The following is a 23,923-nucleotide window of genomic DNA, read 5'->3' on the forward strand; positions in this document are numbered from 1 at the left end:
CGACGACGGCCTGGTGAAAGAGTTGCTGCGAGGAGGCGGGGATGGGACCTGACATCCGGATCGAAAGGGTGCTTCCGGCAACTGTCGGCGCGGTGTACGACGCATGGACCCAGGTCGGCCTGCTGACCCGGTGGTACTGCCCGAACCCGGACCTGGAGCTGAAGGTCCAGGCCGACGTCCGGGTCGGCGGCGAGTACGTCGTCGAGATGGGTCCGCACGTCGTCCGCGGCACCTACCTCGAGGTCGAGCCGCCGCACCGGCTCGCCTTCAGCTGGCACTGGGACGGCACCGACGACGAGCCCACCCGGGTGCAGGTCGAGCTGACCGAGGTGCCGGAAGGCACCCGGATGCTGCTCGTTCACAGCGGCTTCGCGACCGACGAGGACTCGGCCAACCACCGCCTCGGCTGGGAGCCCGAGCTGACCCGCCTGGCCGACCTGCTCAGCGCTCGGCAGCCCGACCCCGCAGCCGGTCGAGGCTGACGACGAGGACGACGGTCGTCGCCAGCAGGACCACGGCCTCGGCCGCCGCGACGAACGCCTGACCGCGATCGGTGAGCGCGAAGATGCTGACCGGAAGCGTTCGCCAGGACGCCGGGTACACCATGATCGTCGCGCCGACCTCACCCATCGACAGCGCGACCGACAGCCCGGCCGCCGAGGCGATCGCCGGCAGCAGCATCGGCAGCCGGATCCGCCACAGCACCCGGGCCGGCGACGCCCCGAGCGAGGCGGCGACGTCGGCGTACGACGGGTCGGTGCGTTGCAACGCGGCCGCGACGGTCCCGTAGCTGAAGGCGACCATCAGCACGAGGTGGGCGACCACCACGATCCACTTGGTGCCGTTGAGTAGCACCGGCTGCCGGGAGAACGCGACCAGCAGGCTCAGCCCGACGACGACCGACGGTACGGCGATCGGCAGATGATGGAGTGCGTCGGCCAGCCGCTTCGCCGCCCGCGGCCCGGACTCCGCCGCCAGCGCACCCCAGGTGCCGAAACCTACTGCGAGTAAGCCGCCGAAGAATGCCGTCTGCAGACTCACCGACAACGACGCGAGCTCATCCCCCGACAGTGCCTTCTGGAGCTGCCGGGTGGTCGGATCGGACGGGAGTACGCCGTTCCAGCTGCCCGCGAAGGCCGCCGCGATCACCACCACGAACGGCGCTACCACGAGCACCCCGAACACCAGCGCGAACGCGATCCAGGTGACCGCCTTCCCGGGCTTAGTCCACACCAGCACGACGACCTCCGAGTGCCATTCGCAGTACGGCGTACAGGCCGAGGGACAGCGCGATCTGTACGACGGCGATCACGCAGGCGGCCGGGTAGTCGAACATCACGATGCCCTTCGTGTGCACGAGCAGCGGCAACGTGGTCGTGTCCCGGGCGCCGAGGAACAACACGATGCCGAACTCGTTCAGGGTCAGCAGCAGCGTCAGGCTGCCCCCGGCCACCAGCGCGGGCCGGACCTCCGGCAGCACCACCTGCCGCAGCACCCGGGCCGGCGACGCACCGAGTGAGGCGGCGACGTCCAACTGGGCCCTGGGCAACTGACTCGTTGCCGCCAGCACCGGACGCATCACGAACGGCGTGTAGAACGTGATCTCGGCCAGGATCACCGCCCACGGCGTGGTGAGGAACCCGCCGGCCCGCAGGATCCCGGCGGACCCGTAGATGAAAGTGAACGACAACGCGACCAGGAACGACGGCAGCGCCAGCATGGTGTCGACCAGGCCGGCGACCGCGCGCGCACCGGGGAACGGCACGAAACTGATCACGACCGCCAGGAACGTGCCGACGACCAGGCAGCCGGCCGTGGAGCCGACCGCGATCTGGACCGTCCGGAGCAGCGCGTCGCGGAACTCCGCGGACCCGATCACCGCACGCCAAGTCGTCAGGCCACCGCTGAAGGATTCCGTTGCCACCAGCACCAACGGGTAGACCACGAGCGCCAGGATCAACGCCAGCGGCGGCAGCAACCACAGCCCTCGGCTGCGGCTCCGACGCCGGTTGCCGAGGACAACCGGCGTACTCAGGACCTCGGCAGCCATCAGCGCTCCGCGACCAGACTGCACGCCTCGGCCGGCAGCAGCATCGACACCTGTGCGCCGACGTCGGGGACGCGGCCGTCGGCCGGTACATCGACGTGCACCCGAGTGTCCGGCAGTCCGTCGATCGTGCAGGTCAGGCGGTTCGACGCGCCACGCCACTGGGCCGCGACCAGCCGCGCCGGCAGACCGCCCGCACCGAATTTCACCGCGTGCGGGCGGATGCAGAGCAGTTGCTTGCCGGCGACCGGGCGTACGCCGGGGAGCTCGTGACCGGCGAGCCGGACGCGGTCACCGGTGTGCTCCACCGGCAGCAGGTTGGCACCACCGAGGAAGGAGGCGGTGAAGGCCGACGGCGGAGCGGCGTACAACTCCGTCGCCGGAGCGATGTCGACCAGTCGGGCGTCCCGCATCACCGCGATCCGGTCCGCGAGCGCGAGCGCCTCGGCCTGGTCGTGGGTGACGTAGACGATCGCCACGTCGGGGACCTCGCGCCGGAGCTTCTGCAGCTCACCGAGCATGTCGGCGCGCAGTTGGGCATCGAGCGCCGCCAGCGGCTCGTCGAGGAGCAGCACCGGCGGCCGGATCGCGAGCGCCCGGGCGATGGCGACCCGCTGCTGCTGTCCACCGGACAGCTCCCGCGGATACCGCCCGGCGTACGGCGTCATGCCGACCATCTCGAGCATCTCGGCGACCCGCCGGCTCACCTCACCCTTCGGCTTGCGGGCCGCCCGCAGCCCGAAGGCGACGTTGTCGGCCACGCGGAGGTGTGGGAACAGGGCGTACTGCTGCACGACCACCCCGATCCCTCGCTTCGCCGGCGGCAGGTCGGTGACGTCCCGACCGGCCAGCCGGATGCGTCCGCGGGTCGGCCGGACGAATCCGGCCACCGCCTTCAGCGCCGTCGACTTCCCCGAACCGGACGGTCCCAGCAGCGCGACCGTCTCACCGGCCTGGACGGTCAGGTCCAGGCCCTCCAGCGCACACGTCCGGCCGAAGTGGACCGTCACGTCGTCGAGCTGGACAGTCATCCCTGCACGGCCTTCGTGTAGCCGGCGACGTCCGCGTCCAGCTCGGCGAGGACCTTCGCCCAGTCCGGCTGCCAGACCTCGACCCCGGCAGTCGCCTGCTGCACCGCCTGGAAGTTGGCGTCGGCCGGCTTCACGTCGGCGCGCGCCGGGATGCCGTACGCGTCACTCGAGACGGTCTGCTGCGCCTCGGTGGACAGCAGGTACTCCATCAACTGCTTGCCGCCGTCGGTGTTGGGCGCGCCGGCCCCAAGGCCCATCACGTAGGGCAGCGCGAGCGTCGTCCGCTTGCCGTCCGGCCCGGCCGGGAAGAACAGGCTGAAGGCAGACTTGTCCACCGCGATCGACGCGAGGTTCATCTGAACATCGCCGTTCGCCACCAGGAGCTCGCCCTTGCTGACCTTCGGCTGCAGCTTGCCGGTCGAGGCCGACGGGCCGACGTTGTTCGCCTCGAGCTTCTTCAGGTAGTCCAGTGCCCCCTGCTTGCCCAGCAGGTGCTGCAGCAGGAGCAGTACGGCGGTACCGTCGCCGGCCTGCCCCGGAGTCGAGTACTGCAGCTTGCCCTTGAACCGCGGATCGAGCAGTTCGTCGAACGACTTCGGCGACCCCGCCTTCTGGTTCGCGATGAAGCACAGGTAGTTGTCCACGACCGCGACGTAGTCGTCACCCTTCACGCCCTGCACGTGCTCGCTGCCGGGTACGTCGTACCCCTGCAGGAGACCGTCCTTGGACGCCTTCTGGATGAACGGCGGCAGCGTGATCACGACGTCGGCCTGCGGATTCGACTTCTCCTTCTGCAGTCGCGACACCACCTCGCCGGAGCCGGCCTCGACCAACTGCACCTCGATGCCGGTCTTCTGGGTGAAGGCGTCGAACCGGGTCTTGTACCAGTCGGCCAGCCCGTCCGCGCTGTAGACGGTGACGGTCTTGGCGCCGTCGGTGGACGCGGCACCTGTTCCGCCACAGGCGGCCACGGTGGTCAGCAGAACGGCGGCGAGCAGGAACTTGAGTGTCTTCACTTCTCCAGCCTTCGATCGAGGAGCAGGCCGGGCAGGTCCCGGACCGACTCCAGTACGTGCGTGGCTCCCGCGGCTTCGAGCTGTTGCCTGCCGTGGGCACCGGTGAGGACGCCGGCCACGATCCCGGCTCCGGCCCGGATCCCGGTCGTCATGTCGTAGGCGGTGTCGCCGACCACGGCCACGGCGGCCACGGCGTCGGCTTCCAGCCGGAGTACGGCCGTGAGGACCATGTCCGGGTACGGTCTGCCGCGGCCCGCCTGGGCCGGGCAGAGAGTGAGGTCGGCCAGGCCATCCCAGCCGAGGGCGACCAGGATGCGCTGCTGGGTGGTCTCGGAGAAGCCTGTGGTCAGGCAGACCTTGACGCCCTGGTCCCGCAGATGGCGGATCGCGTCCTCCGCTCCGTCGACCGGCTTCAGGCCGTCGTCGATCAGGGTGCCGTAGGCGGTCTCGAACGCCTGGTTCGCCGCCTGCGCGGCCTGCTCGCTGTCCAGCAGGTGCCGGAACACGGTGATCTTCGACTCGCCCATCGTCGCCCGGACGTGCGCGATCATCGCGTCGCAGCGGTCGCTCCCGGGTTCGATGCCCTGGGCACCGATCGCCGCGGTGAACGCCCGCTCGACCAGTCCGTCGTCGGCGACCGTCGTACCGGCCATGTCGAGCACTGCGAGCTGGATCATGCGGTCACCGCCTCGAAGCTCGCCTCGGCGATCGCGGGCGCCATCGTCATCCCCCGGCCGCCCGGTCCGGTCACCAGGTGGACGCCGGCCGCGACCTCCCGGCGTACGACGACCTCGCCGCCGGTCGCCTGCGAGTAGACACCGGCCCAGCGCCTGGTGATCCGCGGCAACCTCCGGCCGAGGATCCGTTCGACGGTCTGCTCGAGGTAGTCGTACGGATCGGTCTGTACGTCGAAACCGAACGGCTCGGCGTACTCGTGGGTGTCGCCGATGGTCAGGCCACCATGGGTGCGCTGGACCATCAGGAGCTGCATGGCGTTGGTCTCGGCCACCGGCGCCTGCGGCGGGAGGTCCTGGAGGGCCGGGCCGGCGTAGGCCGGGTAGTAGCGGAAGCTGTCGCCGTCGGCCACCGCCGTCGTGAGCCGGTCGTCCAGCGGCGCTGTCTGCATCATCTGCAGCCGCACCCGGCGGACCGGCAGCTCACTGGTCAGCTCGCGGACCAGACCGCTGTGCCAGGCGCCGGTGCACAGGTAGATCAAGTCACCGTGGTGCGTCTCGCCGTGGTCGTCCGTGATGCTTCCTGCGGCCACTGACCGGACCTCGCGACCCGGCTGGAAGCGGTAGCGCCCCGACTCGAGCAGCTCGGCCCGCAGCGCCGGCAGGACCTCACGCGGCTCGACGATCGCGTCGCGCGTGCACCAGAGCGCACCGCGGAGGTCTCCCTTCAGCGCCGGGTTGTGCTCGCGTGCCTGCTCGGCGTCGAGCACCTGGAATCCGCGGGCCGCGGCGTCGGGCCGGCTGGCCGCCTCCTTGGCGACCGCGAGCTCCTCCTCGGTCCGGCAGACCGTGAGCGATCCCGCGGGCCGGAAACTGATGCCGGGCACCTGCTCCCAGAGGTCCCGGGCCCGCTGCGCGGTCTCGGCCTCGGGGCCGTCGGCCCGGCCGCTGACCCAGACCAGGCCGAAGTTCCGGACGCTGGCTCCGCGCGGCTCGAGCTCGCGCTCGACCTGCAGCACCTCGTGCCCGCGCCGTACCGCTTCCCAGGCGTGGAAGGTCCCGAGGACCCCACCGCCGACCACAACCACCCGCACTGACCTTCTCCCTCGCTCGACTCGTTCCGAGATTGGTCCGGACCAATGACGGGCACGTGCGAGGCGAGCGACGAGGCGATGAACCCCGGGGAAACAGTTCGGTCGGAGAGGCTGAGTTACAGCGCGCGGTCAGGGGCGCAGGGTGGCGCGGAAGCCGACGCGGTCGCCGCGGTAGAGCGACCGCACCGACTCGATCGGCCGGCTCTCGGTGTCGCGGCTCGTGCGGTTCAGCAGCAACATGGGCAGCGACTGGGTGGCCTTGAGCAGCTCGGCCTCGCGCGGCGTGGCGATCACCGTCTCGACCAGCTCCTCGCCCTCGCCGAACCGGACCCCGAGCTCGTCGGTCAGGCAGCGGTAGAGCGAGCCCGTCGGCCGCAGCGTCGTACGCAGGGTCGGAAAGCGGGCCACGGACAGGTACGTCGTCTCCAGGCCGATCGGCTGCCCGTCCGCGAACAGCACCCGCTCCAGGCGGTGCACCGGCTCCTCCTCGTCGATCCCGAGCTGCTCGGCCAGGACGACGTCCGCGGGGATCTCGTCGAAGGTCACGACCTCACGGCTGGGCGTGTGCCCCTGGGCCCGCAGCGCCTCGGTGTAGCTGACCAGCGCCAGCGGCTGCACGAGCTTCGGCCGCGCGACGAACGTGCCCTGCCCCTGCCGGGCGCGCAGCCGGCCGTCGGCGACCAGCTCGCGGATCGCCTGCCGCATGGTCCAGCGGGAGACCCCGAAATCCTTGGCGAGCACCCGCTCCGGCGGCAACGCCGCCCCCTCCCCCAGCCGCTCCAGCATGTCGACCAACCGGGTCTTGACCACGAAATGCAACGGCTCGCCCACGCCCCCGACAATAGACGAGCCCGGAACGGGTCGAGCCCCGGGCGGCAACCCGGGGCTCAGGCGGATGGATGGACAGTTGGCGTGATCAGCTGCCGGACTTGCGCCGGAACTGGCGCCTCTGCTTGTCGTTGTGCGCCTCGCCGACGCCCTCACGACGCGTCCCGGACCCCGGGTGCGCGTGGTGGTTGGCGTTCTTCTTCTCGAGCGCTTCCCGGAACTTCTTCTGCAGATCGTCCGCCGGCTCGCTGGACTTGTCGCTCATACCGTCTCCTTCAAACCGTCAGGCGTACACCCCCACGCTAACCAACAGTCACCCCGGACCGCGACCCGATTACCCCCGGAGTCCCCGTCTCAGCCTGGGGAAACCCCCGGCGGGCGGACGACGTGCCCTGTTAGGTTCGTCGAGATCCGAGGAAAGGGGACGCGGGTGCTGGTCAGTGGTGAGGCAATGCTGGGGATCGCTCTCGTCGAGCTCGGCCTGGTCGTCACTCCGGGGCCGAACATGATCTACCTGGTGTCCCGGTCGGTCGCGCAGGGCCGGCGGGCGGGCCTGATCTCGCTGGCCGGCGTCGGTCTCGGCTTCGGGGTGTACTTGCTCGCGGCAAGCGCCGGTCTGGCCACGCTGTTCGCGCTCGTGCCGGAGATCTACACCACGCTGAAGTTCGCGGGCGCGGCGTACCTGCTCTGGCTCGCCTGGAACGCCTTCCGCCCCGGCGGCAGCTCGGTCTTCGCGACCCAGGAGCTCGAGGCGGACCGGCCGCGGAAGCTGTTCGGGATGGGGCTGCTGACCTGCCTGCTGAACCCGAAGATCGCGATCCTGTACATCTCGCTGCTGCCGCAGTTCCTCGACCCGGCGCGCGGCCACCTCGGCGCGCAGAGCCTGATCCTCGGCCTGGTCCAGCTCGCCGTCGGCGTCGCGGTGAACGCGGTCTTCGTGGTCACCGCGGGTTCGGTCGCCGTCTTCCTCTCCCGCCGCCCGACCTGGATGCGGATCCACCGCTATCTCACCGGCACCGCGCTGGCCGTGTTCGCGGTCCGCCTGGCCACCGACCGCGCGAAGCCGCTGGCCGTGCAGTGAGCGGCCGGTCGATGCATCCCGGGCAGCTCGACGTGACGACCGACCTGGTGACCCGGCTCGTCCGGTCGCAGTTCCCCCGGTGGAGTGGCCTGAGCGTCCGGCCCGTGCCATCGCACGGCACGGTCAACGCGCTGTTCCGGATCGGAGACGACCTGGTCGCCCGGTTGCCGATCCAGCCGGCCGACCCGGCCGAGACCCGCAAAGAGCTCGAGGACGAGGCCGACGCCGCCCGCCGGCTGCACCGCATCTCGCCGTACCCGACTCCGGAGCCGGTCGAGCTCGGCGAACCAGGTGAGGGCTATCCGTTGCCCTGGGCGGTGTACAGCTGGCTCCCGGGGACGATCGCGTACGACGCCGATGTCGCGGGCTCGACCGGGTTCGCCGAGGATCTGGCGACGTTCGTCCGTGCGCTGCGGGCGGTGCCCACGGAGGGCCGCGTGTTCACCGGCTCCTGGCGGGGCGGCGTACTGGCGTCGCAGGACTCCTCGGTCGCCGACGGGCTGGAGCGCTCGCGCGGCATGATCGACGTCGACGCGCTCGCCCGGTTGTGGGCGGACCTGCGGACGACGCCGCGGACCGAGCCGGACGTCTGGGCACATCGCGACCTGATGCCCGGCAACCTGCTCGCCACCGACGGCCGGCTGGTCGGGGTCATCGACGTCGGCACGTTCACCGTCGCGGACCCGGCGATCGATCTCGCCCCGGCGTGGAACCTCCTCGACGCCGACGCCCGGGCCGCCTTCCGCGCCGCCCTCGGCAGCGACGACGACGAGTGGCGCCGCGGCATGGGCTGGTCGTTCGCCCAGGCGATCGGCTGCCTCTGGTACTACGTCGAGACCAACCCGGTCATGTCCCGCACCGCGCACCACACGCTGACCGCCCTGCTCACCGCTTCGAGCTGACGAACACGAACTCCAGCCCCGGCCGGTCCGGCGCCTCCCGGACCTCGTCCACCGCGAAACCGGCAGCTCGCAGCGACTCCTCCAGCTCCTCGCGTTCCCGGAAACGCAGCGTCGAGTCCGACGTCAGTACGGCGCCGTCCGACGAGAACACGAACGTGCCGCGGAACGACACGAACGGCGGCTCGACGCGGGTCAGCTCGGTCCAGCTCTCCACCGACTCGCCGCCCCCGACGTCCGTCACCGCGTGCGTCCGGTCCCGCGTCCACACCTCCCACCCGCGCCGCGCCGGGTCCCGCGTCTCGAACACGAACCGCCCGCCGGGCTTCAGCGCCCGGTGTACGCCGGTCAGCGTCGCGGACCACTCCTCGTCGGTCAGGAACACCTGGGCCACGTTGCCCGTCATCACGGCCAGGTCGGCCTCGAGCGGCGGCAGCGTGGTCGCGTCACCGTGGATCCAGCGCACGCGGTCGGCGTACTCCTTGCTCTTGGCAACCTCCAGGGACGCCCCGGCCGGATCCACGCCGACCACGTCGATGCCGATCCGGGCCAGTCTGCAGGCGAGCTCACCGGTGCCGCAGCCGACGTCCAGCACCTGCTGCGCGCCGAACTCCTCGACCATCGCGACGTAGTGCCGCAGGTCGCCGCGACCCGCGTCCAGTGCGTCGTAGACGCCGGCCAACCGGGGCTCCGCGAAAATGGCATCGACCATGCAGTCGACCCTAGGGCGCCCCGGTGCCGGGCGGCCACGGAATTACCGGGCGTTGGCGGCGGTGAGCAGTCGCTGCAGGGACTCGCGGGTCATCGGGTGGTTGAGGAGGTCGGTGGACTCGTGCTCGGCGAAGTTCGCCTGGTCGGGGTCCGAGGGGTCGATCGCCTCACAGATGGTGTTGTGGGTCCAGTTGAGCCAGGCGGTCACGGCGGTGCCGAACGACGACAGCATCAACTCCGGCCAGTCGCCGGCAGCGTCGACGTACCCGTCGCGGAAGGCCGCGATCGCCTTGTGGTTGATGGCCGGGCGCATCGCCCAGTGGGTGAGCGCGGAGGCGAGCTCGAGCTCCGGGGTGAGCGATCCGGTGAAGTCCCACTCGGTGAGGACGAGTCCGTCGTTGTGGCTCTGGCGGACGTTCTCGGGGATGACCACCTGGTTGCACAGGACGAACTCGGCGCCGTCGAGGTCGGCGTTGATCGCCTGCAACTCGAACACGACCGGCAGGGTCCCGGCGAGTTGCTCGGCCCACGGCTTGCCGGCGGCGCGGGCGCGCTTCAGCAGGTCCTGCCACTCGGACTCCGGCCTTCGCATGGTGACGTACGGGTTGATCGGTGTCTCGCTCGGGATGGCCTGCGCGTGCAGCGTCCCGAGGATCTCGCCCACGCGGCGGGCGACACCTGTCGGAGTCGGTGCCACCGGGGAGGGGCCGACCTCGATCCACTCGTGCACCCGCCAGCTCTGATCCTGCACGGTCTCGATCAAGCGGCCCTCGGTACTGCGAACGGGCGTCGGCGCGCTAACTCCGGCGGCAACCGCCGTGTCCCGGAGCCGGGCACCGAGCTCGGCCTGGTCCGCGGTGATCCACGGGTAGACGGTGACCGCCAGCCAGCGGCCCCGCTCGGTGACGATCGACCAACACCGGCCCATCGGCGTGAACGAGACCGCCGCCGGAGGTTCGGTCACGCGTCCCAGCCCGAACGCCTCGACCAGCTCCTCCGCGAGGCCGTCGGGAGCGACGGGCTGGTCGGCGACCCGGCGTTCCACCTCGGCCTTCAACGCGGCCCAGTCACGCAGCCCGTACTCGACCGCGAGCGTGCGCTGCGCCTCCGCCAGCGATGCGTCCGGCTTCGACTCACGCAGCGCGGCCAGCAGGTCCTTGGCCTCTTGCCGCAGGAACCCCAGACTCGGGTGATCAGGCAGATGTCTCACGACGTGTCCTCTCGGGCCCGGACTCGCACAGGCCACAAGGGAACGCCGAACCTGAGGGTGGCTTCCAGCCTTCCGGCGAGTCTCGACGCAGCCCCAACCACGCCCGCATGACGCTACCCGACGGCTGCACTCCCGGCAACGGTGCCTCGTAGGCTAGGACTCGACCACGGACGGGAGGGCTCAGGGTGACCGAGGTGACGGTGACCGCGGTGATGGCCGAGCTGGCGGGGCTCGAGGACGCCGCGATGCGCGCGGTGAACGAGAAGCACGGCGACGACCACGGCGTGAACCTCGGCAAGCTGCGCGCGGTCGCGAAGCGGTTGAAGACGGACCACGAGCTCGCGCGTCAGCTCTGGCAGACCGACGACACCGCGGCGAGGTTGCTGAGCCTGCTGATCTGCCGCCCGAAGGCGTTCGGCCGCGACGAGCTGGACACGATGTTGCGCGAGGCGCGTGCGGCCAAGGTGCACGACTGGCTGGTCAACTACGTCGTGAAGAAGAGCCCGTACGCCGAGGAGCTGCGGGTGGCGTGGTTCGCCGATCCGGATCCGGTGGTCGCGAGCGCCGGGTGGGCGCTGACCATCGACCGCGTCACCAAGAAGCCCGAGGGTCTCGACCTCGCCGGACTGCTCGACGTCATCGAGGCGGAGATGAAGGACGCGCCGGACCGCCTGCAGTGGGCGATGAACCACTGCCTGGCCCAGATCGGTATCGACCACCCCGGGCTGCGCGGCCGGGCGCTCGACATCGGCGAGCGCCTGGGCGTGCTCAAGGACTACCCGACCTCCCCCGGCTGCACGTCGCCGTACGCACCAACCTGGATCACCGAGATGGTCCGCCGCCAGACCACCCCGGCCTGACCTTGCTCGGAATCCAGCGGCGCAGTGGCGACCTTCGCCGCGCCGTTGTCTCCCGGGTGCCGAACCGGTAGCGTGAACCCCAGCGCGACCGAGGCGCACCTGGAGAGTCCGGAAAGGGCCATGCCCACTCGTTCATCGATCATGGATGAACTCGAGAACCTCAGGAAACGCGCGAAACATCTCGTCCGGCAGCACCGTGCCGGTGTGTATCCGGTGGCCGCACGCCTGCGTGTCGCGCTGCCCCGGTTTGCCGGCCTGACCGACCGGGAAGTGCTCGCTGCAAGGTTCGCCCTGCACGAGGCACAGGAGGTCGTCGCGTCCGAGCTCGGGTTCACGTCCTGGTCCGACCTGAAGGAGAACCCACCGATGCCTGTCACCGATACGTCAGCGCTCCAGCTTCACCGAGCGAGCGCCCAGGTGTTCGTCACCGACTTCGCCCGAGCACTGACCTTCTACCGCACCCTTCTCGGGTTCGACATCGTCTTCACGTACGGCGAGCCGCCCTTCTACGGCGAGGTCCGCCGCGGCGATGCGTCCTTCAACCTGCGCCACGTCGACGAGTCACCGTTCGTGGGAGACGTTCGGGAGCGGGAGCAGCTCCTGTCGGCCGGCATCGCGACCACCAACGCCAAGGCCCTCTTCCTCGAGTTCCAAGCGGCAGGCGTCGAGTTTCAGGAGCCGCTGCAGTTGAAGCCGTGGGGAGCCAACGAGTTCGTCGTCCGCGACCCGGACGGCAATCTCATCCTCTTCGGGACGCCGCCAGCCCAGCCGCCCCAAGGCTGATCGACCACGCCGCCGTCCACGCCGCCCAACCTCTTCTCTTTCCCTTTCAGACGTTGAAGCGGAACTCGACGACGTCGCCGTCCTGCATCGTGTAGTCCTTGCCTTCCATGCGGACCTTGCCGGCGGCGCGGGCGGCGTTCATCGAGCCGGCCCCGATCAGGTCGTCGTACGAGACGATCTCGGCCTTGATGAAACCCCGCTGGAAGTCGGTGTGGATGACGCCGGCCGCCTCGGGCGCGGTGGCGCCGCGCTTGATCGTCCAGGCGCGCGACTCCTTCGGCCCGGCCGTCAGGTAGGTCTGCAGCCCTAGCGTGTCGAAGCCGACCCGGGCGAGGACGTCCAGGCCGGGCTCCTCGATGCCCATCTCCGCGAGCATCTCCCGCGCCTCGTCCTCGTCGCCGAGCTCGACCAGCTCCGCCTCGAACTTCGCGTCCAGGAAGATCGCCTCGGCCGGCGCCACCAGGTCCCGCATCTGCTGCTTCAGCGCCTCGTCGGCGAGCTCGTCGGCGTCGCAGTTGAAGACGTACAGGTACGGCTTGGCCGTCATCAGCATCAGCTCGCGGATCGCGTCCCGGTCCACGTCGGTGGCGATGATCGGCGTACCGGCCTCGAGGTGCTTCTGCGCGGCCCGGACCGCCTCGAGCGTGACCGCGCTCTCCTTCTTCAGCCGGGCTTCCTTCTCCAGCCGCGGGATCGCCTTCTCGACGGTCTGCAGGTCGGCCAGGATCAGCTCAGTCTGGATGGTGGAGATGTCGTCGGCCGGCGAGACCTTGCCGTCGACGTGGGTGACGTCGTCGTCGCGGAACACCCGGGTGACCTGGCAGATCGCGTCGGACTCACGGATGTGGCTGAGGAACTTGTTCCCCAGCCCCTCGCCCTCCGACGCGCCGCGGACGATCCCGGCGATGTCGACGAACTGGACCGTGGCGGGGATCACCTTGGCGGAGCCGAACAGCTCGGCCAGCTTGCCCAGCCGTGCGTCCGGTACGCCGACCACGCCCACGTTCGGCTCGATCGTCGCGAACGGGTAGTTCGCCGCGAGCACGTTGTTCTTGGTCAGCGCGTTGAAGAGCGTGGACTTGCCCGCGTTCGGGAGCCCGACGATTCCGATGGTGAGTGCCACGGGCGTCAAGGGTACGCGGCCACCCCCGCCGCACCCCAATCCGCGGTACGCCGGGCATCCCGCCGTACGACGTGGAGCGGCGTACCCGCGGCCGGTCCGGATCAGATCAGGAACGCCTCGAGCTCCGCGCCGTACCAGCGGCTCGTCCGTCCGAGCGGGCGCATCCCGAGCCGCCGGCAGACCGCCAGGGACGCGGAGTTGTCCGGGCGGACCACCGCGTAAATCTCGTCCAGCCCGCCCGCGAACCCGTGCCTGATCGCCCCGCCCGCGGCCTCGGTCGCGAGGCCGCGACCCCACGCGTCGGGGTGGAAGTGCCAGCCCACCTCGACCTCGCCCCTGCTCTCGGTCCCGTCGGACGGGTCGGGCAACGGCACGAGCAGCACGGTGCCCGCCACGACGGCCGTCGACCGCTCCTCCACCGCCCAGACGCCGTACAGCGGATCGCGGTTGCGCTCGTTCCAGCGCGCGATCGTCCGGGCCGCGGCGTCCCGGGCCGCCATCACCCGCGGCTCGGCGCCGAGCCAGCGCGACACCTCCCACCGCCGGTAGATGTCGAACACGCGGTCCTCGTCGGTGTCCACCCAGTCGCGCACCACGAGCCGTTCCGTCTCGTAGACCACCCTCGGATCCATCCCGGCACCTCCCCGTCCCTTCCCGTTGATGTATCCGCCCGACCCACCCGAGAGCAAGCAACGTCTCCACTCTGTGACCACCTGGAGAGCACACCCCACTCCTCGGACACGCTCCGTGACCCCGCGGGACACCGAAGTCCGCGACGCAGCTGAGATGCCACCGCAACACCAGAACGCCAACCAGCACAGGTGAGCCCGCGTCTCCAAGACTGTGAGGCTCCTGAGGGGGAGCGACGGAGACAACCGCTGATCTGTGAGGGAGCGTCATGTCCCGAAGGTTCGCCACGTACGTCGCCACCGGGATGGCGCTGGCCGTCCTCGTCGTCGGCTCGTTGATCGCCGTCGCCCTGTCGAAGTCGCGGCCACCCAAGCCCGCCGTCGCTTCGACAGCCACGTCGGCAACGCCCCCGGCGACACCGACGCGGACGCCGAACGTCCATGCGCCGGCCTCACCGCAGCGTCCGGCCCCGAACCCGACCGCAGCGTTTGCTCATGGCAACAAGAAGGCGCTGTTCCTCAGCTTCGACGACGGTCCGGACCCGGTCTGGACCCCGAAGATTCTTCAGGTGCTCGCCAAACACGGAGCGCACGCGACCTTCTTCGAGCTCGGCAGCATGCAGGCCGCCCACCCCGGTCTCCGTGACCAAGTGCTTGCCGCTGGCAACACCATCGGCAGTCACTCCGTGACCCACGCGCAACTGACCGCGCTGTCCGCCGCCAAGCGGCACCACGAGATCGCCGACGGACCCCGGTCGACCTGCTTCCGGCCGCCGTACGGCGCCTCGAACGCGAGGGTCCGCGCCGAGATCAAGGCGGCCGGCATGGTGGAGGTCCTCTGGGACGTCGATCCGCGCGACTGGGCCCGGCCCGGAACGCAGGCGATCGTGCACCGGATCCTGGCGAACGCTCACCGGAACGACATCATCCTGCTGCACGACGGTGGTGGAGACCGCTCGCAGACCGTGGCCGCTCTGGACAAGGTGCTTCCCCTTCTGAAGGCGCAGGGCTACTCGTTCCTCGCGATGAACTGCTGACCTCCCGGAAATTGTCGGCGGCCTTCGGCACTATCTGTCACATGACCGGTACGACGGTGTTGTTGCTGCTGCTGTTCCTCGTGGTGGGGTTGCTCCTCGGGGCTGTCTTCGGCGTGCTCTGGGTGCGCGGGCGCGACGGCGCCGAGCTCGCGCGGGTGACCGCCGAGCGCGACGCGGCCGAGGATCGCGTGGTCGAGCTGACCCGGGAGCGGACGGCCGTCGGTCAGCAGATGTCCGGGCAGGCAGTCGTGAAGGAAGCGCTGGATCGCCTGCACGCCCAGCTGAACCAACTCGAGCAGGGGCGAGCCGCCTGGCAGAGCCAGCTTCATCAACAGGTCAACGAGGTGCGGATGAGCGGCGAGGCGCTCCGCCGGGAGACGGCCTCGCTCTCGACCGCGTTGCGGAAGCCGCAGGTCCGCGGCCGCTGGGGAGAGCTGCATCTACGCCGGACCGTCGAGCTGGCCGGGATGGTCGCGCACTGCGACTTCACCGAGCAGACGACGACCGTGAGCGAGGACGGGCTGCTCCGGCCGGACCTGGTGGTGAGACTTGCCGAGGGCAAGAATCTGGTCGTCGACTCGAAGGTCCCGCTGGCCGCGTTCCTGGAGGCGGCCGAGACCGACGACGCCGTCTTCCGGGAGGATCGGCTCCGTGCCCACGCCCGGCATCTGCGCACGCACGTCGACCAGCTGGCCTCGAAGGCGTATTGGACGCGCCTGTCGCCGTCGCCCGAGTTCGTCATCCTCTTCGTTCCCGGTGAATCGTTCCTGTCCGCGGCGCTCGACGTCGAGCCGTCGCTCCTCGAGTACGCCGCCGAGCGACGGGTGATCCTGGCGACGCCGACGACGCTGATCGCGACCCTCCGCGCAGCGGCGTACGCGTGGAACCAGTCGGCCCTGACGGAGTCGGCGCAGCAGGTGTTCGAGCTGGGGCGGGAGCTCTACGAACGTCTGAGCACCATGGGCGAGCACCTGGGGCGCGTCGGCCGCTCGCTGACCTCGGCGGTCGAGGCGTACAACGGCACGGTGGGATCGTTCGAGCGCCGGGTGTTCATCACCGCCCGCAAGCTGCGGGACCTGCACGTCACCGAGGCGGAGCTGACCGCCATGGAGTCGATCGAGGCCTCCGTCCGTCCGCTCACCGCGCCGGAGTTCCTGGCCCTGGAGGATCCGGACCCGACGCGCAGGTGGCCGCCGTCCCAGGCCGGCTGAGGTCTCGGCGCTAAACGTTCCTGAGGTGTCGGACAGCCGACAGGGATGGGGTGTTGACAGGCCAGATCGGGTCTCGAAGGATGAGAGCGCTCTCACCTGGTCGTTCGGCGATCCAACCGTCCCTCGCCGTCCGGACCTGGGCGCCGGTTCGCGGGGCTGGTGTGCCCTGGTAACACAGCGGCTCGGCCGTGCCGGCGCCTCGCCTTCTCGTACGGGACAACCTGAGGAGGAACGTTGCGCATCAAACATCACCTGATGGCGATCGCCGTGGCCGCGGCGAGTGTCGCCGGCGTGCTGACCGCGATCACCGATCGCCCGGCGGCCGCCGTGCCCGCCACCATTCCGCTGCAGATCACCAACAACTCGGGCCGCGGGGACCCGCTGTACATCTACAACCTCGGCACCAACCTGGCCACCGGCCAGCAGGGCTGGGCCGATGCCGCGGGCACCTTCCACGCCTGGCCCGCGGGCGGCAACCCACCGACTCCCGCGCCGGACGCGTCGATCGCCGGCCCGGCCAACGGGCAGTCGCTGACCATCCGGATGCCGAAGTTCTCCGGCCGGGTGTACTTCTCCTACGGTCAGAAGCTCGTCTTCAAACTGACCACCGGCGGTCTGGTGCAACCCGCCGTACAGAACCCGAGCGATCCGAACCGCAACATCCTGTTCAACTGGTCGGAGTACACGCTGAACGACTCGGGGCTGTGGATCAACAGCACCCAGGTCGACATGTTCTCGGCGCCGTACGCCGTCGGAGTCCGGCTCGCCGACGGCTCGACCAAGACCACCGGCCACCTCAAGCCAGGCGGCTACAACGGCTTCTACAACGCGCTCCGCGGACAACCCGGCGGCTGGGCGAACCTGATCCAGACAGCGCCGGACGGCTCGGTGCTGCGGGCGCTCTCACCCCTGTACGGCGTCGAGACCGGCGCGCTGCCCGGGAACGCGATGGACGACTACGTGAACCGGGTCTGGGCGAAGTACAGCTCGGAGACGCTCACCGTGACGCCGTTCGGCGACCAGCCGAACGTGAAGTACTTCGGCCGGGTCTCCGGCAACGTCATGAACTTCACCAACAGCTCGGGCGCGGTCGTCACGTCGTTCCAGAAGCCTGACTCGGCCAGCATCTTCGGCTGCTTCAAGTTGCTCGACGCACCGAACGACCAGGTCCGCGGCCCGATCTCGCGCACCCTGTGCGCGGGCTACAACCGCTCCACGCTGCTGACCAACCCGAACCAGCCCGACCCGAACTCGGCCGGCTTCTACCTCGACACCGTGACCAACCACTACGCGCGGGCCGTCCACGCCCAGATGGCCGACGGCAAGGCCTACGCGTTCGCCTTCGACGATGTCGGCAACCACGAGTCGCTCGTGCACGACGGCAACCCGCAGCAGGCGTACCTGACCCTCGACCCCTTCAACTGACCGATCCCGCCCCGGTCCACCGCACCCGCAGCCCTTCGCGGCGACGGGTGCGGTGGACTGTCGTGCTTCAGGGCTTGACGCGCGGATCGGTTAGTGGCAGCTTACCGTTCGTGGGGACTTACGGATTGCTCGACAATGCCGGCCCGGTGCTGGACGCTCTGGGAGACCCGACGCGACGGGCGATCCTGGAGACGTTGCGCCGGGGTGGACCGAGTTCGGTCGGCGGGCTCGCCGAGCGGATCCCGGTCAGCCGGCCGGCGATCTCGCAACACCTGAAGGTGCTCGGGACGGTGGGTCTGGTGGATCACGAGTCGCGCGGCACGCGGAACATCTATCGCGTCGACCGCACCGGCCTCGACGACCTGCGCGCCTGGCTGGACCGGTTCTGGGACGACGCCCTCGAGGCGTACGCCGACCACGTCCGGCGGACCGAGGCGGCCAGGGCCCACGCGGGCGAGGGTGACGCGGCCGAGGCCGGCGCGCCCGACGAGGAAGTGGAGGAACGGGGATGAGCGTGGATCAGGAACTGGCGCCGTTGGTGAAGACGGTCGTGGTGCCGGTCGGGCCCGAGCGGGCGTTCGAGGTGTTCACGGCCGAGATGTCGGCGTGGTGGCCGCTCGCGACGCACTCGGTCATGGAGGAGAAGGCCCGGAACGTGCGCCTCGAGGGCGCTGTGGGCGGCCGGATCGTCGAGTACGACGACGCCGGCGAGGTCGGGTCGTGGGGGACGGTCTCGGAGTGGGATCCGCCCAGGTCCGTCAGCTTCAGCTGGCATCCGGGCACCGATCCCCAGCAGGCGGGACAGGTGACGGTCACGTTCACCGCCGTTGCCGGAGGCACCGAGGTCCAACTGGTGCACACCGGCTGGGAACGCCGCCCCGACGGCGCCCGCGCACGCACCGGCTACAACGCCGGCTGGGACTACGTCCTCGCCCAGTACGTGACCGGAGCTCAGTAGAGGCAGGCACCCGGTCAGTGCTGGATCAGGCCGCCGACCGGGACGGGTGGCACGTGGCCGGTCGGCGGGAGGATTCGGGCCAGGGTGAGGCCGACGTCGACCAGGGAGGAACGGCGGAAGGTGGGGACCTCGGTGATCGGGGTCCAGGCGGAGCGAGCGATCTCGCCGTTGGCTTCGGGGCGAAGGTCCCCGGCGGTGATGCGGACCTGGTAGTAGATCCCGATGTTCTGGTGCTCGACACCGGCGCGGGACTCGGCGGCCGGGATCACCCGGGAGTCCACGCCCAGCAGGCGCTCGACGAGCGCGTCGCAGCCGGTCTCCTCGGCGACCTCCCGGACCACCGCGTCGAACGGGTCCTCCGCATGCTCGACCCGGCCGCCCGGGAGGGTCCAGTTGTCGGAGGGCGCATGATGGGCGAGCAGCACGCGCCCGTCCTGGATGCACACGGCGTACGCGGCCAGCCGGAAACTCATCCGGCCATCCTGGCCCATCCACCGGTCGACGTGGCACCGGTTTTCCGTCGATAGTGGGCGGATGGTCATTGCTCCGGTGGATGCACGCGGGTTGGAAGCGTCACTGCGGCCGCACGGCGAGTCGGTGATGCTCCCGCGGGAGGCGTACGTCGATCCGGCCGTGCTCGCGTGGGAACAACGGCGCTTCTTCGCCGGAAGCTGGAGCTGTCTGGGCCGAGTGGACGAGCTGTCCGCGGGGACGACGCACCGCGCGCTGACCGTGGGCGACATCGGGATCGTGTTGACGTTCGGCGACCGGCCGCGGGCGTTCGCGAACACCTGCCGACATCGGGGACATGAGTTGCTCCCGTGCGACGCGTCGAGCGATCGGCGGTCGGTGGTGTGCCCGTACCACGGGTGGTCGTACGAGCTCGACGGCTCGGTGAAGGCCGCGCCGCGAATGGGTGACGCCTTCGACCCCACGCCGTACAAGCTGGTCGAGCTTCCGGCCGAGGTATGGCACGGGTGGTTGTTCGTGAACGCGACCGGTACGGCGCCGTCGTTCGACGAGCACCTGGGCGGGCTGACCGATCTGGTCGCGCCGTACCGGCCGGAGACGCTGGTGCTGAAGGCGCGGCACGAGTACGACGTCGCGTCGAACTGGAAGACGATCGTCGAGAACTACCACGAGTGCTACCACTGCCCGCTGATCCACCCCGAGCTGTGCAAGGTGTCGCCGCCGACCTCGGGTGACAACTGGAACCTGCCGGGCGCCTGGGTCGGCGGGCTGATGGACCTGCGACCGGATGCCGAGACGATGTCGCTCGACGGGCGGTCGCAGGGTGTGCCGTTGCCCGGCGTGGACCCGCGGCGGGTGAACTACCTCGGACTGTTCCCGAACCTGCTGATCTCGCTGCACCCCGACTACGTGATGACTCACCGCCTCGCGCCGCGTGCCCCGGGCGTGACCGCGATCGAGTGCTCCTGGTACTTCCCGGCCGAGGTGCGCGACCCGTCGTACGCCGTCGAGTTCTGGGACGTCACGAATCGCGAGGACTGGGCAGCCTGCGAGTCGGTCCAGCGCGGCGCCAAGTCCCCCCACTTCCGCCCCGGCCCCCTCGCCCCCGCCGAAGACGCCGTCTACCAGTGGGTCACCATGATCGCCCGCGCCTACCTCGGCAAACCACTCAGCACCTGAAGGATCGCGCTCAACCTTTTGCGGTCGTCCGGTCATCACATGTTTGACCGGTACGGACGAGTTGGGGGTTGGGAATGGATCCAGGACGCGACCGCGAGTTCGCGGACTTCGTGGACGGGCGTTTCACCGCACTGCAGCGGTTCGGCTATCTGCTGACCGGCGAATGGCACCTGGCCGAGGACCTGGTGCAGACCTCGCTGACGAAGGTGTGGTTCCGGCGCAACTCACTGCGCAGCGCCAACGCGCTGGAGAGTTACACGCGGACGGTGATGGTGAACACGAGCACTCAGTGGTGGCGGCGGAAATGGCGTGCTGAGACGCCGACTCAAGAACTGCCTGAGCCGCAGGCCCGGGAGCAGTACGGCGCGATCGACGACCGCGACCTGTTGCTCCGGGCGCTGGCCACGCTCCCCCGCCGTACGCGCGCGACCCTGGTCCTGCGCTACTTCGAAGACCTTCCGGAGGCCGAGATCGCCCAGATCATGGGCTGCTCGGTCGGCACCGTGAAATCGAACGTCTCCCGCGGACTCGCCAGGCTCCGCAACCACGACCTGATCACAGTCGTTCCCGCCAGGGTCCAGAAGGAGGGCTGACCATGACCGACGATCTCAAGCACAAGTTCGAGCAGCTCGTCGCCGATCCGCCGGCGCCGAGCGGGGTGCCGAGCGAGAAGGTGGCCGCCCAGGTCCGTGCGGTACGACGTCGTCGTACCGCCGGCGCGGTCACCCTGGCCGCGGCCGCCGTGGCAGCGGTCGCCGTTGCCGCCGGCAACCTCACCGACCTCGACAGCAGCCCCCCGGTCACCACCACCCCCAGCACCTCACCTACCGCCGTCACCACGCCGACGATCGTCAACACCCCCAAGCCTTACCTACCAATGACGTCGGAGGGCTCGAAGACCCCGAAACCTGGAACGGTGCCGACGACCGGAGCTGGTGCAACCAGCCCGACGATCAAGCACACCCCTCCGCCCGCCCAACCTCCGATCGACGTGGACGTCGTGCTGAAGCCCACCGTGGAGGGGCGGACCGTCACCATGCGCATCACGGTGTCGGGGACCGTGGTGAGGCCGACGACCGTCGAGGGACGGGCCCTCCCGGCCGACACGTCGTTCGTCAACCTGTCCGGCGGCACGGACTACACGTGGGGCGACCAGGAGACGGGCGGGTCGGACGCCGGTGCGGTGACGTGCGAGTTCTCCAAGAAGCGGTCGACCGGCCGGGAGACGTACTCGATCCCGTCGCACACCTACACGAAGCCGGGCACGTACACGTTCCGCTACACGGTGCGGTACTGCGGCGCCGACGGAACGTTCGAGACCAGTGAGACCGCCGAGGTGGTGGTCAGATAGTCCAGGCGTGGTCGGAGGTGCCGGTGGTGGGGAGGCCGGCGGCCTTGAGGTCGGTGCGGAGCTCGCGGGGCAGGGCGAAGGTCAGGCTCTCCTCGGCCGTGGTGACCTCCTGGACGTCGGCGTACCCGCGCTCGGCCAGCCAGCGCAGGACGTCGCGGACCAGCACCTCGGGCACGCTCGCGCCGCTGCTGACACCGACCGAGTCGACGCCCTCGAGCCAGGCCTCGTCGATCTCGGCGGCGTAGTCGACCAGGTAACCCGCCTTCGCACCGTGCTCGACGGCGACCTCGACCAGGCGCACCGAGTTCGACGAGTTGCGGGAGCCGACCACGATCATCAGGTCGGCCTCGGGGGCGAGTTTCTTGACCGCGGCCTGACGGTTCTGGGTCGCGTAGCAGATGTCGTCGCTCGGCGGGTCCTGCAGTTTCGGGAACCGCTCGCGCAACCGGCGTACGGTCTCCATCGTCTCGTCGACCGACAGCGTGGTCTGCGACAGCCAGACCACCTTCTCCGGGTCACGGACCGTCACGTTCGGTACGTCGTCCGGACCGTCGACGAGGTGGACGTGGTCGGGCGCCTCGCCGCTGGTCCCGATGACCTCCTCGTGACCCTCGTGGCCGATCAGCAGGATGTCGTAGTCGGTGGCCGCGAACCGCTTCGCCTCGTGGTGCACCTTGGTCACCAGCGGGCAGGTCGCGTCGATCGTCTTCAACTGCCGCGCGGCCGCCTCCTGGTGCACCACCGGGGCGACCCCGTGGGCGGAGAAGATCACCGTCTGCCCCTCCGGCACCTCGTCGGTCTCGTCGACGAAGATCGCGCCGCGTGACTGGAGGGTCTGCACGACGTGCTTGTTGTGCACGATCTCCTTGCGCACGTAGACCGGCGGCCCGTACAGGTCGAGCGCCTTCTCGACCGCCACCACCGCCCGGTCGACGCCGGCGCAGTACCCGCGTGGCGCCGCGAGCAGCACCCGCTTGGTCTTCACCGCGGTCGTTGTCGACGTGTTCTCAGGCTGGGCAGTCACGTCCCCCATGGTACGGGCCGGATCGCACATCCCCCGAGTCGCCCGGTTTTGTGACCAGCATCACCGGGCGGCCCGCCGTGAGCGTGAGTTGCCGACGGCAAGCTGTCGTACGTCGAGGAGCCGTCCGCCCTGTCCGGACGGCTCCCCCGGGAGGTGTTCCAGTGCTTCAATGATGCGGCCGGAACTCCTTGCCGGCAAAGGAATTTCCGTACTCCCGGATCGCCGCGAAGTCGGCCGCGGTGAGCCCGACCTCCGCGTCCACGGTGTGCACCACCTGCCGCCGTCCGAGATACGCCTGATCCTGCGGCCCGACCTCGTCGTCCACCCACACGAACGGGCGCTCCCCCGCCCACTCGGCGACGTACGCCGTCTTCCACGACCCCCGCTCAGCTCGCCGGCGCGAGGGCCAGACGATCACCTCGAGCGCGGGCAGCCCGAGGCGAGGGCCGAGGAGGCGGTTGGCGCCGTGTTCCCACGAGGTCGCCCAGACCAGGTCGAACACATCGGCGAGCGCGTTGAGTTCCACGCCGTGCCAGGGATTGAGCAGCACGACCCACGACTTGTCCCCCTCGACGATCTCGTGCCGCTCGTAGCCCGGCGGGATTCCCTGCGCGCGATGGGGATTCAGCGGGCCGTCGAAGTCCAGGAGGAGGAGTGGGCGCATCAGGCCTTCTGGTACGTGAGTACGGCGACGCCGGAGTTGTAGACCTGGTGGTCGACCAGGGTGAGGCGGCGTACGGCGAAGTCGGCGCCGTCGACGAGCTTGACGCCGGCACCGATCACGACCGGGTTGACCTTCACGACCAGGCGATCGATCTCCGGCCAGAGGGCTCCGGCCAGGCCGCCGCCACCGCACAGCCAGATGCCGAGACCGTCCTCCTGCTTGAGCTCCCGGACCTTCGCGACCGGGTCGGTGGCCACGAAGGAGACCGTCGGATCGGGACTCTCGGTCAGCGTGCGGGAGAAGACGTAGTTGCGCAGGTGCGGGTAGCTGTTGGTATTGCCGAGCGCCTTGCCCAGCTCCCACGTCTTGCGGCCCATCAGGACAGTGTCGAAGACCTTGTTGGGTACGTCGAGCCCGAGCAGCTCGCGGACGGCGCCCGGCAGCGTCTCGGGGTACGCCGTGAGCAACGGCTCGGAGTGGTCACCCTGCGACAGGAAGAACCCGCCGGGACTGACGTCGGTCGGATCACCACCGCCCGGATCGGCGACGTAGCCGTCGAGCGTGGACGCGATGAAGTAGGTCAGTTCTCGCATGGTCGTGCCTCCTCGTGCTGAACC

General features: G+C 69.9%; 29 protein-coding genes. 13 read left to right on the top strand and 16 right to left on the bottom strand.

Features of this window, described 5'->3' with window-relative positions; genetic code table 11:
* The first annotated feature begins 41 nt into the window (after window positions 1-41).
* The gene (locus ACQPYZ_RS28095; RefSeq protein ID WP_433161345.1) at window positions 42-482 is read left to right on the top strand and encodes an SRPBCC family protein; all 441 of its coding nucleotides are present in this window, start codon (window positions 42-44) and stop codon (window positions 480-482) included.
* Here ACQPYZ_RS28095 and ACQPYZ_RS28100 read toward each other — a convergent pair.
* The 8 genes from ACQPYZ_RS28100 to ACQPYZ_RS28135 all read right to left on the bottom strand — a co-directional run bounded on the left by ACQPYZ_RS28100 (window position 442) and on the right by ACQPYZ_RS28135 (window position 6,955).
* Window positions 442-1,239 (bottom strand): ABC transporter permease, encoded by a 798-nt coding sequence (locus ACQPYZ_RS28100; RefSeq protein WP_433161346.1) that lies wholly within the window; start codon window positions 1,237-1,239, stop codon window positions 442-444. The genes ACQPYZ_RS28095 and ACQPYZ_RS28100 overlap by 41 nt on opposite strands.
* Entirely contained in the window at window positions 1,223-2,050 is an 828-nt protein-coding gene (locus ACQPYZ_RS28105) for a 2-aminoethylphosphonate ABC transporter permease subunit (protein WP_433161348.1), read from the bottom strand. Before ACQPYZ_RS28105 ends, ACQPYZ_RS28100 begins: the two co-directional genes overlap by 17 nt.
* On the bottom strand, window positions 2,050-3,078 hold the full coding sequence (locus ACQPYZ_RS28110; protein ID WP_433161350.1) for an ABC transporter ATP-binding protein: 1,029 nt from the start codon (window positions 3,076-3,078) through the stop codon (window positions 2,050-2,052). The genes ACQPYZ_RS28105 and ACQPYZ_RS28110 overlap by 1 nt, the downstream gene beginning before the upstream one ends.
* On the bottom strand, window positions 3,075-4,094 hold the full coding sequence (locus ACQPYZ_RS28115) for a 2-aminoethylphosphonate ABC transporter substrate-binding protein (RefSeq protein ID WP_433161351.1): 1,020 nt from the start codon (window positions 4,092-4,094) through the stop codon (window positions 3,075-3,077). The genes ACQPYZ_RS28110 and ACQPYZ_RS28115 overlap by 4 nt, the downstream gene beginning before the upstream one ends.
* Window positions 4,091-4,771: a phosphonatase-like hydrolase gene (locus ACQPYZ_RS28120; protein WP_433161353.1), complete on the bottom strand. Its 681-nt coding sequence runs from the start codon at window positions 4,769-4,771 to the stop codon at window positions 4,091-4,093. The genes ACQPYZ_RS28115 and ACQPYZ_RS28120 overlap by 4 nt, the downstream gene beginning before the upstream one ends.
* The gene (locus ACQPYZ_RS28125; protein ID WP_433161354.1) at window positions 4,768-5,862 is read right to left on the bottom strand and encodes a TIGR03364 family FAD-dependent oxidoreductase; all 1,095 of its coding nucleotides are present in this window, start codon (window positions 5,860-5,862) and stop codon (window positions 4,768-4,770) included. Before ACQPYZ_RS28125 ends, ACQPYZ_RS28120 begins: the two co-directional genes overlap by 4 nt.
* Window positions 5,863-5,991: 129 nt before the next feature.
* The gene (locus ACQPYZ_RS28130) at window positions 5,992-6,693 is read right to left on the bottom strand and encodes a GntR family transcriptional regulator (protein ID WP_433161356.1); all 702 of its coding nucleotides are present in this window, start codon (window positions 6,691-6,693) and stop codon (window positions 5,992-5,994) included.
* An 85-nt stretch (window positions 6,694-6,778) separates the two neighbouring features.
* The gene (locus tag ACQPYZ_RS28135; RefSeq protein WP_433161357.1) at window positions 6,779-6,955 is read right to left on the bottom strand and encodes a DUF5302 domain-containing protein; all 177 of its coding nucleotides are present in this window, start codon (window positions 6,953-6,955) and stop codon (window positions 6,779-6,781) included.
* A 165-nt stretch (window positions 6,956-7,120) separates the two neighbouring features.
* On the opposite strand from ACQPYZ_RS28135, the gene ACQPYZ_RS28140 reads away from it, so the two are divergent.
* Both ACQPYZ_RS28140 and ACQPYZ_RS28145 read left to right on the top strand, forming a co-directional pair.
* The gene (locus ACQPYZ_RS28140) at window positions 7,121-7,771 is read left to right on the top strand and encodes a LysE family translocator (protein ID WP_433161358.1); all 651 of its coding nucleotides are present in this window, start codon (window positions 7,121-7,123) and stop codon (window positions 7,769-7,771) included.
* Window positions 7,772-7,782: 11 nt separating this feature from the next.
* Entirely contained in the window at window positions 7,783-8,673 is an 891-nt protein-coding gene (locus tag ACQPYZ_RS28145) for an aminoglycoside phosphotransferase family protein (protein ID WP_433161360.1), read from the top strand.
* Here ACQPYZ_RS28145 and ACQPYZ_RS28150 read toward each other — a convergent pair.
* Both ACQPYZ_RS28150 and ACQPYZ_RS28155 read right to left on the bottom strand, forming a co-directional pair.
* Window positions 8,657-9,382 (bottom strand): class I SAM-dependent methyltransferase, encoded by a 726-nt coding sequence (locus tag ACQPYZ_RS28150; RefSeq protein WP_433161361.1) that lies wholly within the window; start codon window positions 9,380-9,382, stop codon window positions 8,657-8,659. The genes ACQPYZ_RS28145 and ACQPYZ_RS28150 overlap by 17 nt on opposite strands.
* 42 nt (window positions 9,383-9,424) lie before the next feature.
* Entirely contained in the window at window positions 9,425-10,591 is a 1,167-nt protein-coding gene (locus tag ACQPYZ_RS28155) for a hypothetical protein (RefSeq protein ID WP_433161363.1), read from the bottom strand.
* 185 nt (window positions 10,592-10,776) lie between these two features.
* Here ACQPYZ_RS28155 and ACQPYZ_RS28160 point away from each other — a divergent pair, with 185 nt between their 5' ends.
* Together ACQPYZ_RS28160 and ACQPYZ_RS28165 are read left to right on the top strand one after the other, a co-directional pair.
* A complete protein-coding gene (locus ACQPYZ_RS28160; RefSeq protein ID WP_433161365.1) occupies window positions 10,777-11,451 on the top strand; it encodes a DNA alkylation repair protein in 675 nt (224 codons plus the stop codon).
* 24 nt (window positions 11,452-11,475) lie between these two features.
* A complete protein-coding gene (locus ACQPYZ_RS28165; protein WP_433161367.1) occupies window positions 11,476-12,234 on the top strand; it encodes a VOC family protein in 759 nt (252 codons plus the stop codon).
* A 46-nt stretch (window positions 12,235-12,280) separates the two neighbouring features.
* Here the strand turns inward: ACQPYZ_RS28165 and ychF are convergent, their stop codons facing one another.
* Together ychF and ACQPYZ_RS28175 are read right to left on the bottom strand one after the other, a co-directional pair.
* Window positions 12,281-13,357, bottom strand: coding sequence for a redox-regulated ATPase YchF (gene ychF / locus ACQPYZ_RS28170; protein ID WP_433161369.1), 1,077 nt, complete (start codon window positions 13,355-13,357; stop codon window positions 12,281-12,283).
* 101 nt (window positions 13,358-13,458) lie between these two features.
* A complete protein-coding gene (locus tag ACQPYZ_RS28175) occupies window positions 13,459-13,989 on the bottom strand; it encodes a GNAT family N-acetyltransferase (RefSeq protein ID WP_433161371.1) in 531 nt (176 codons plus the stop codon).
* Between the two features lie 266 nt (window positions 13,990-14,255).
* On the opposite strand from ACQPYZ_RS28175, the gene ACQPYZ_RS28180 reads away from it, so the two are divergent.
* From ACQPYZ_RS28180 to ACQPYZ_RS28200, 5 genes are all read left to right on the top strand, one after another.
* A complete protein-coding gene (locus tag ACQPYZ_RS28180) occupies window positions 14,256-15,023 on the top strand; it encodes a polysaccharide deacetylase family protein (protein ID WP_433161373.1) in 768 nt (255 codons plus the stop codon).
* Window positions 15,024-15,064: 41 nt separating this feature from the next.
* Window positions 15,065-16,234: a DNA recombination protein RmuC gene (locus ACQPYZ_RS28185; RefSeq protein WP_433161374.1), complete on the top strand. Its 1,170-nt coding sequence runs from the start codon at window positions 15,065-15,067 to the stop codon at window positions 16,232-16,234.
* Window positions 16,235-16,468: 234 nt separating this feature from the next.
* Window positions 16,469-17,659 (top strand): glycoside hydrolase family 64 protein, encoded by a 1,191-nt coding sequence (locus tag ACQPYZ_RS28190; protein WP_433161375.1) that lies wholly within the window; start codon window positions 16,469-16,471, stop codon window positions 17,657-17,659.
* Window positions 17,660-17,769: 110 nt separating this feature from the next.
* Entirely contained in the window at window positions 17,770-18,171 is a 402-nt protein-coding gene (locus ACQPYZ_RS28195; protein WP_433161377.1) for an ArsR/SmtB family transcription factor, read from the top strand.
* Entirely contained in the window at window positions 18,168-18,617 is a 450-nt protein-coding gene (locus tag ACQPYZ_RS28200) for an SRPBCC domain-containing protein (RefSeq protein ID WP_433161379.1), read from the top strand. Before ACQPYZ_RS28195 ends, ACQPYZ_RS28200 begins: the two co-directional genes overlap by 4 nt.
* Window positions 18,618-18,631: 14 nt before the next feature.
* Here ACQPYZ_RS28200 and ACQPYZ_RS28205 read toward each other — a convergent pair whose 3' ends face one another.
* On the bottom strand, window positions 18,632-19,090 hold the full coding sequence (locus ACQPYZ_RS28205; RefSeq protein ID WP_433161381.1) for an NUDIX hydrolase: 459 nt from the start codon (window positions 19,088-19,090) through the stop codon (window positions 18,632-18,634).
* Window positions 19,091-19,151: 61 nt separating this feature from the next.
* Here ACQPYZ_RS28205 and ACQPYZ_RS28210 point away from each other — a divergent pair, with 61 nt between their 5' ends.
* From ACQPYZ_RS28210 to ACQPYZ_RS28220, 3 genes are all read left to right on the top strand, one after another.
* Window positions 19,152-20,267: an aromatic ring-hydroxylating oxygenase subunit alpha gene (locus ACQPYZ_RS28210; RefSeq protein WP_433161383.1), complete on the top strand. Its 1,116-nt coding sequence runs from the start codon at window positions 19,152-19,154 to the stop codon at window positions 20,265-20,267.
* A 74-nt stretch (window positions 20,268-20,341) separates the two neighbouring features.
* Complete coding sequence (locus ACQPYZ_RS28215; protein ID WP_433161385.1) at window positions 20,342-20,860, top strand: SigE family RNA polymerase sigma factor; 519 nt, start codon at window positions 20,342-20,344, stop codon at window positions 20,858-20,860.
* Between the two features lie 2 nt (window positions 20,861-20,862).
* A complete protein-coding gene (locus ACQPYZ_RS28220; RefSeq protein WP_433161387.1) occupies window positions 20,863-21,618 on the top strand; it encodes a hypothetical protein in 756 nt (251 codons plus the stop codon).
* Here ACQPYZ_RS28220 and ACQPYZ_RS28225 read toward each other — a convergent pair.
* From ACQPYZ_RS28225 to ACQPYZ_RS28235, 3 genes are all read right to left on the bottom strand, one after another.
* On the bottom strand, window positions 21,611-22,651 hold the full coding sequence (locus ACQPYZ_RS28225) for a 4-hydroxy-3-methylbut-2-enyl diphosphate reductase (RefSeq protein WP_433161389.1): 1,041 nt from the start codon (window positions 22,649-22,651) through the stop codon (window positions 21,611-21,613). The genes ACQPYZ_RS28220 and ACQPYZ_RS28225 overlap by 8 nt on opposite strands.
* A gap of 157 nt (window positions 22,652-22,808) precedes the next feature.
* A complete protein-coding gene (locus tag ACQPYZ_RS28230) occupies window positions 22,809-23,306 on the bottom strand; it encodes an HAD domain-containing protein (protein WP_433161390.1) in 498 nt (165 codons plus the stop codon).
* Window positions 23,306-23,899 carry a dihydrofolate reductase family protein gene (locus ACQPYZ_RS28235; RefSeq protein WP_433161392.1) on the bottom strand — a complete coding sequence of 198 codons (594 nt, stop codon included), beginning with the start codon at window positions 23,897-23,899 and terminating at the stop codon, window positions 23,306-23,308. Before ACQPYZ_RS28235 ends, ACQPYZ_RS28230 begins: the two co-directional genes overlap by 1 nt.
* Window positions 23,900-23,923: the final 24 nt, after the last annotated feature.

Source organism: Kribbella sp. CA-247076, assembly GCF_050942445.1.
Taxonomy (GTDB): Bacteria; Actinomycetota; Actinomycetes; order Propionibacteriales; family Kribbellaceae; genus Kribbella.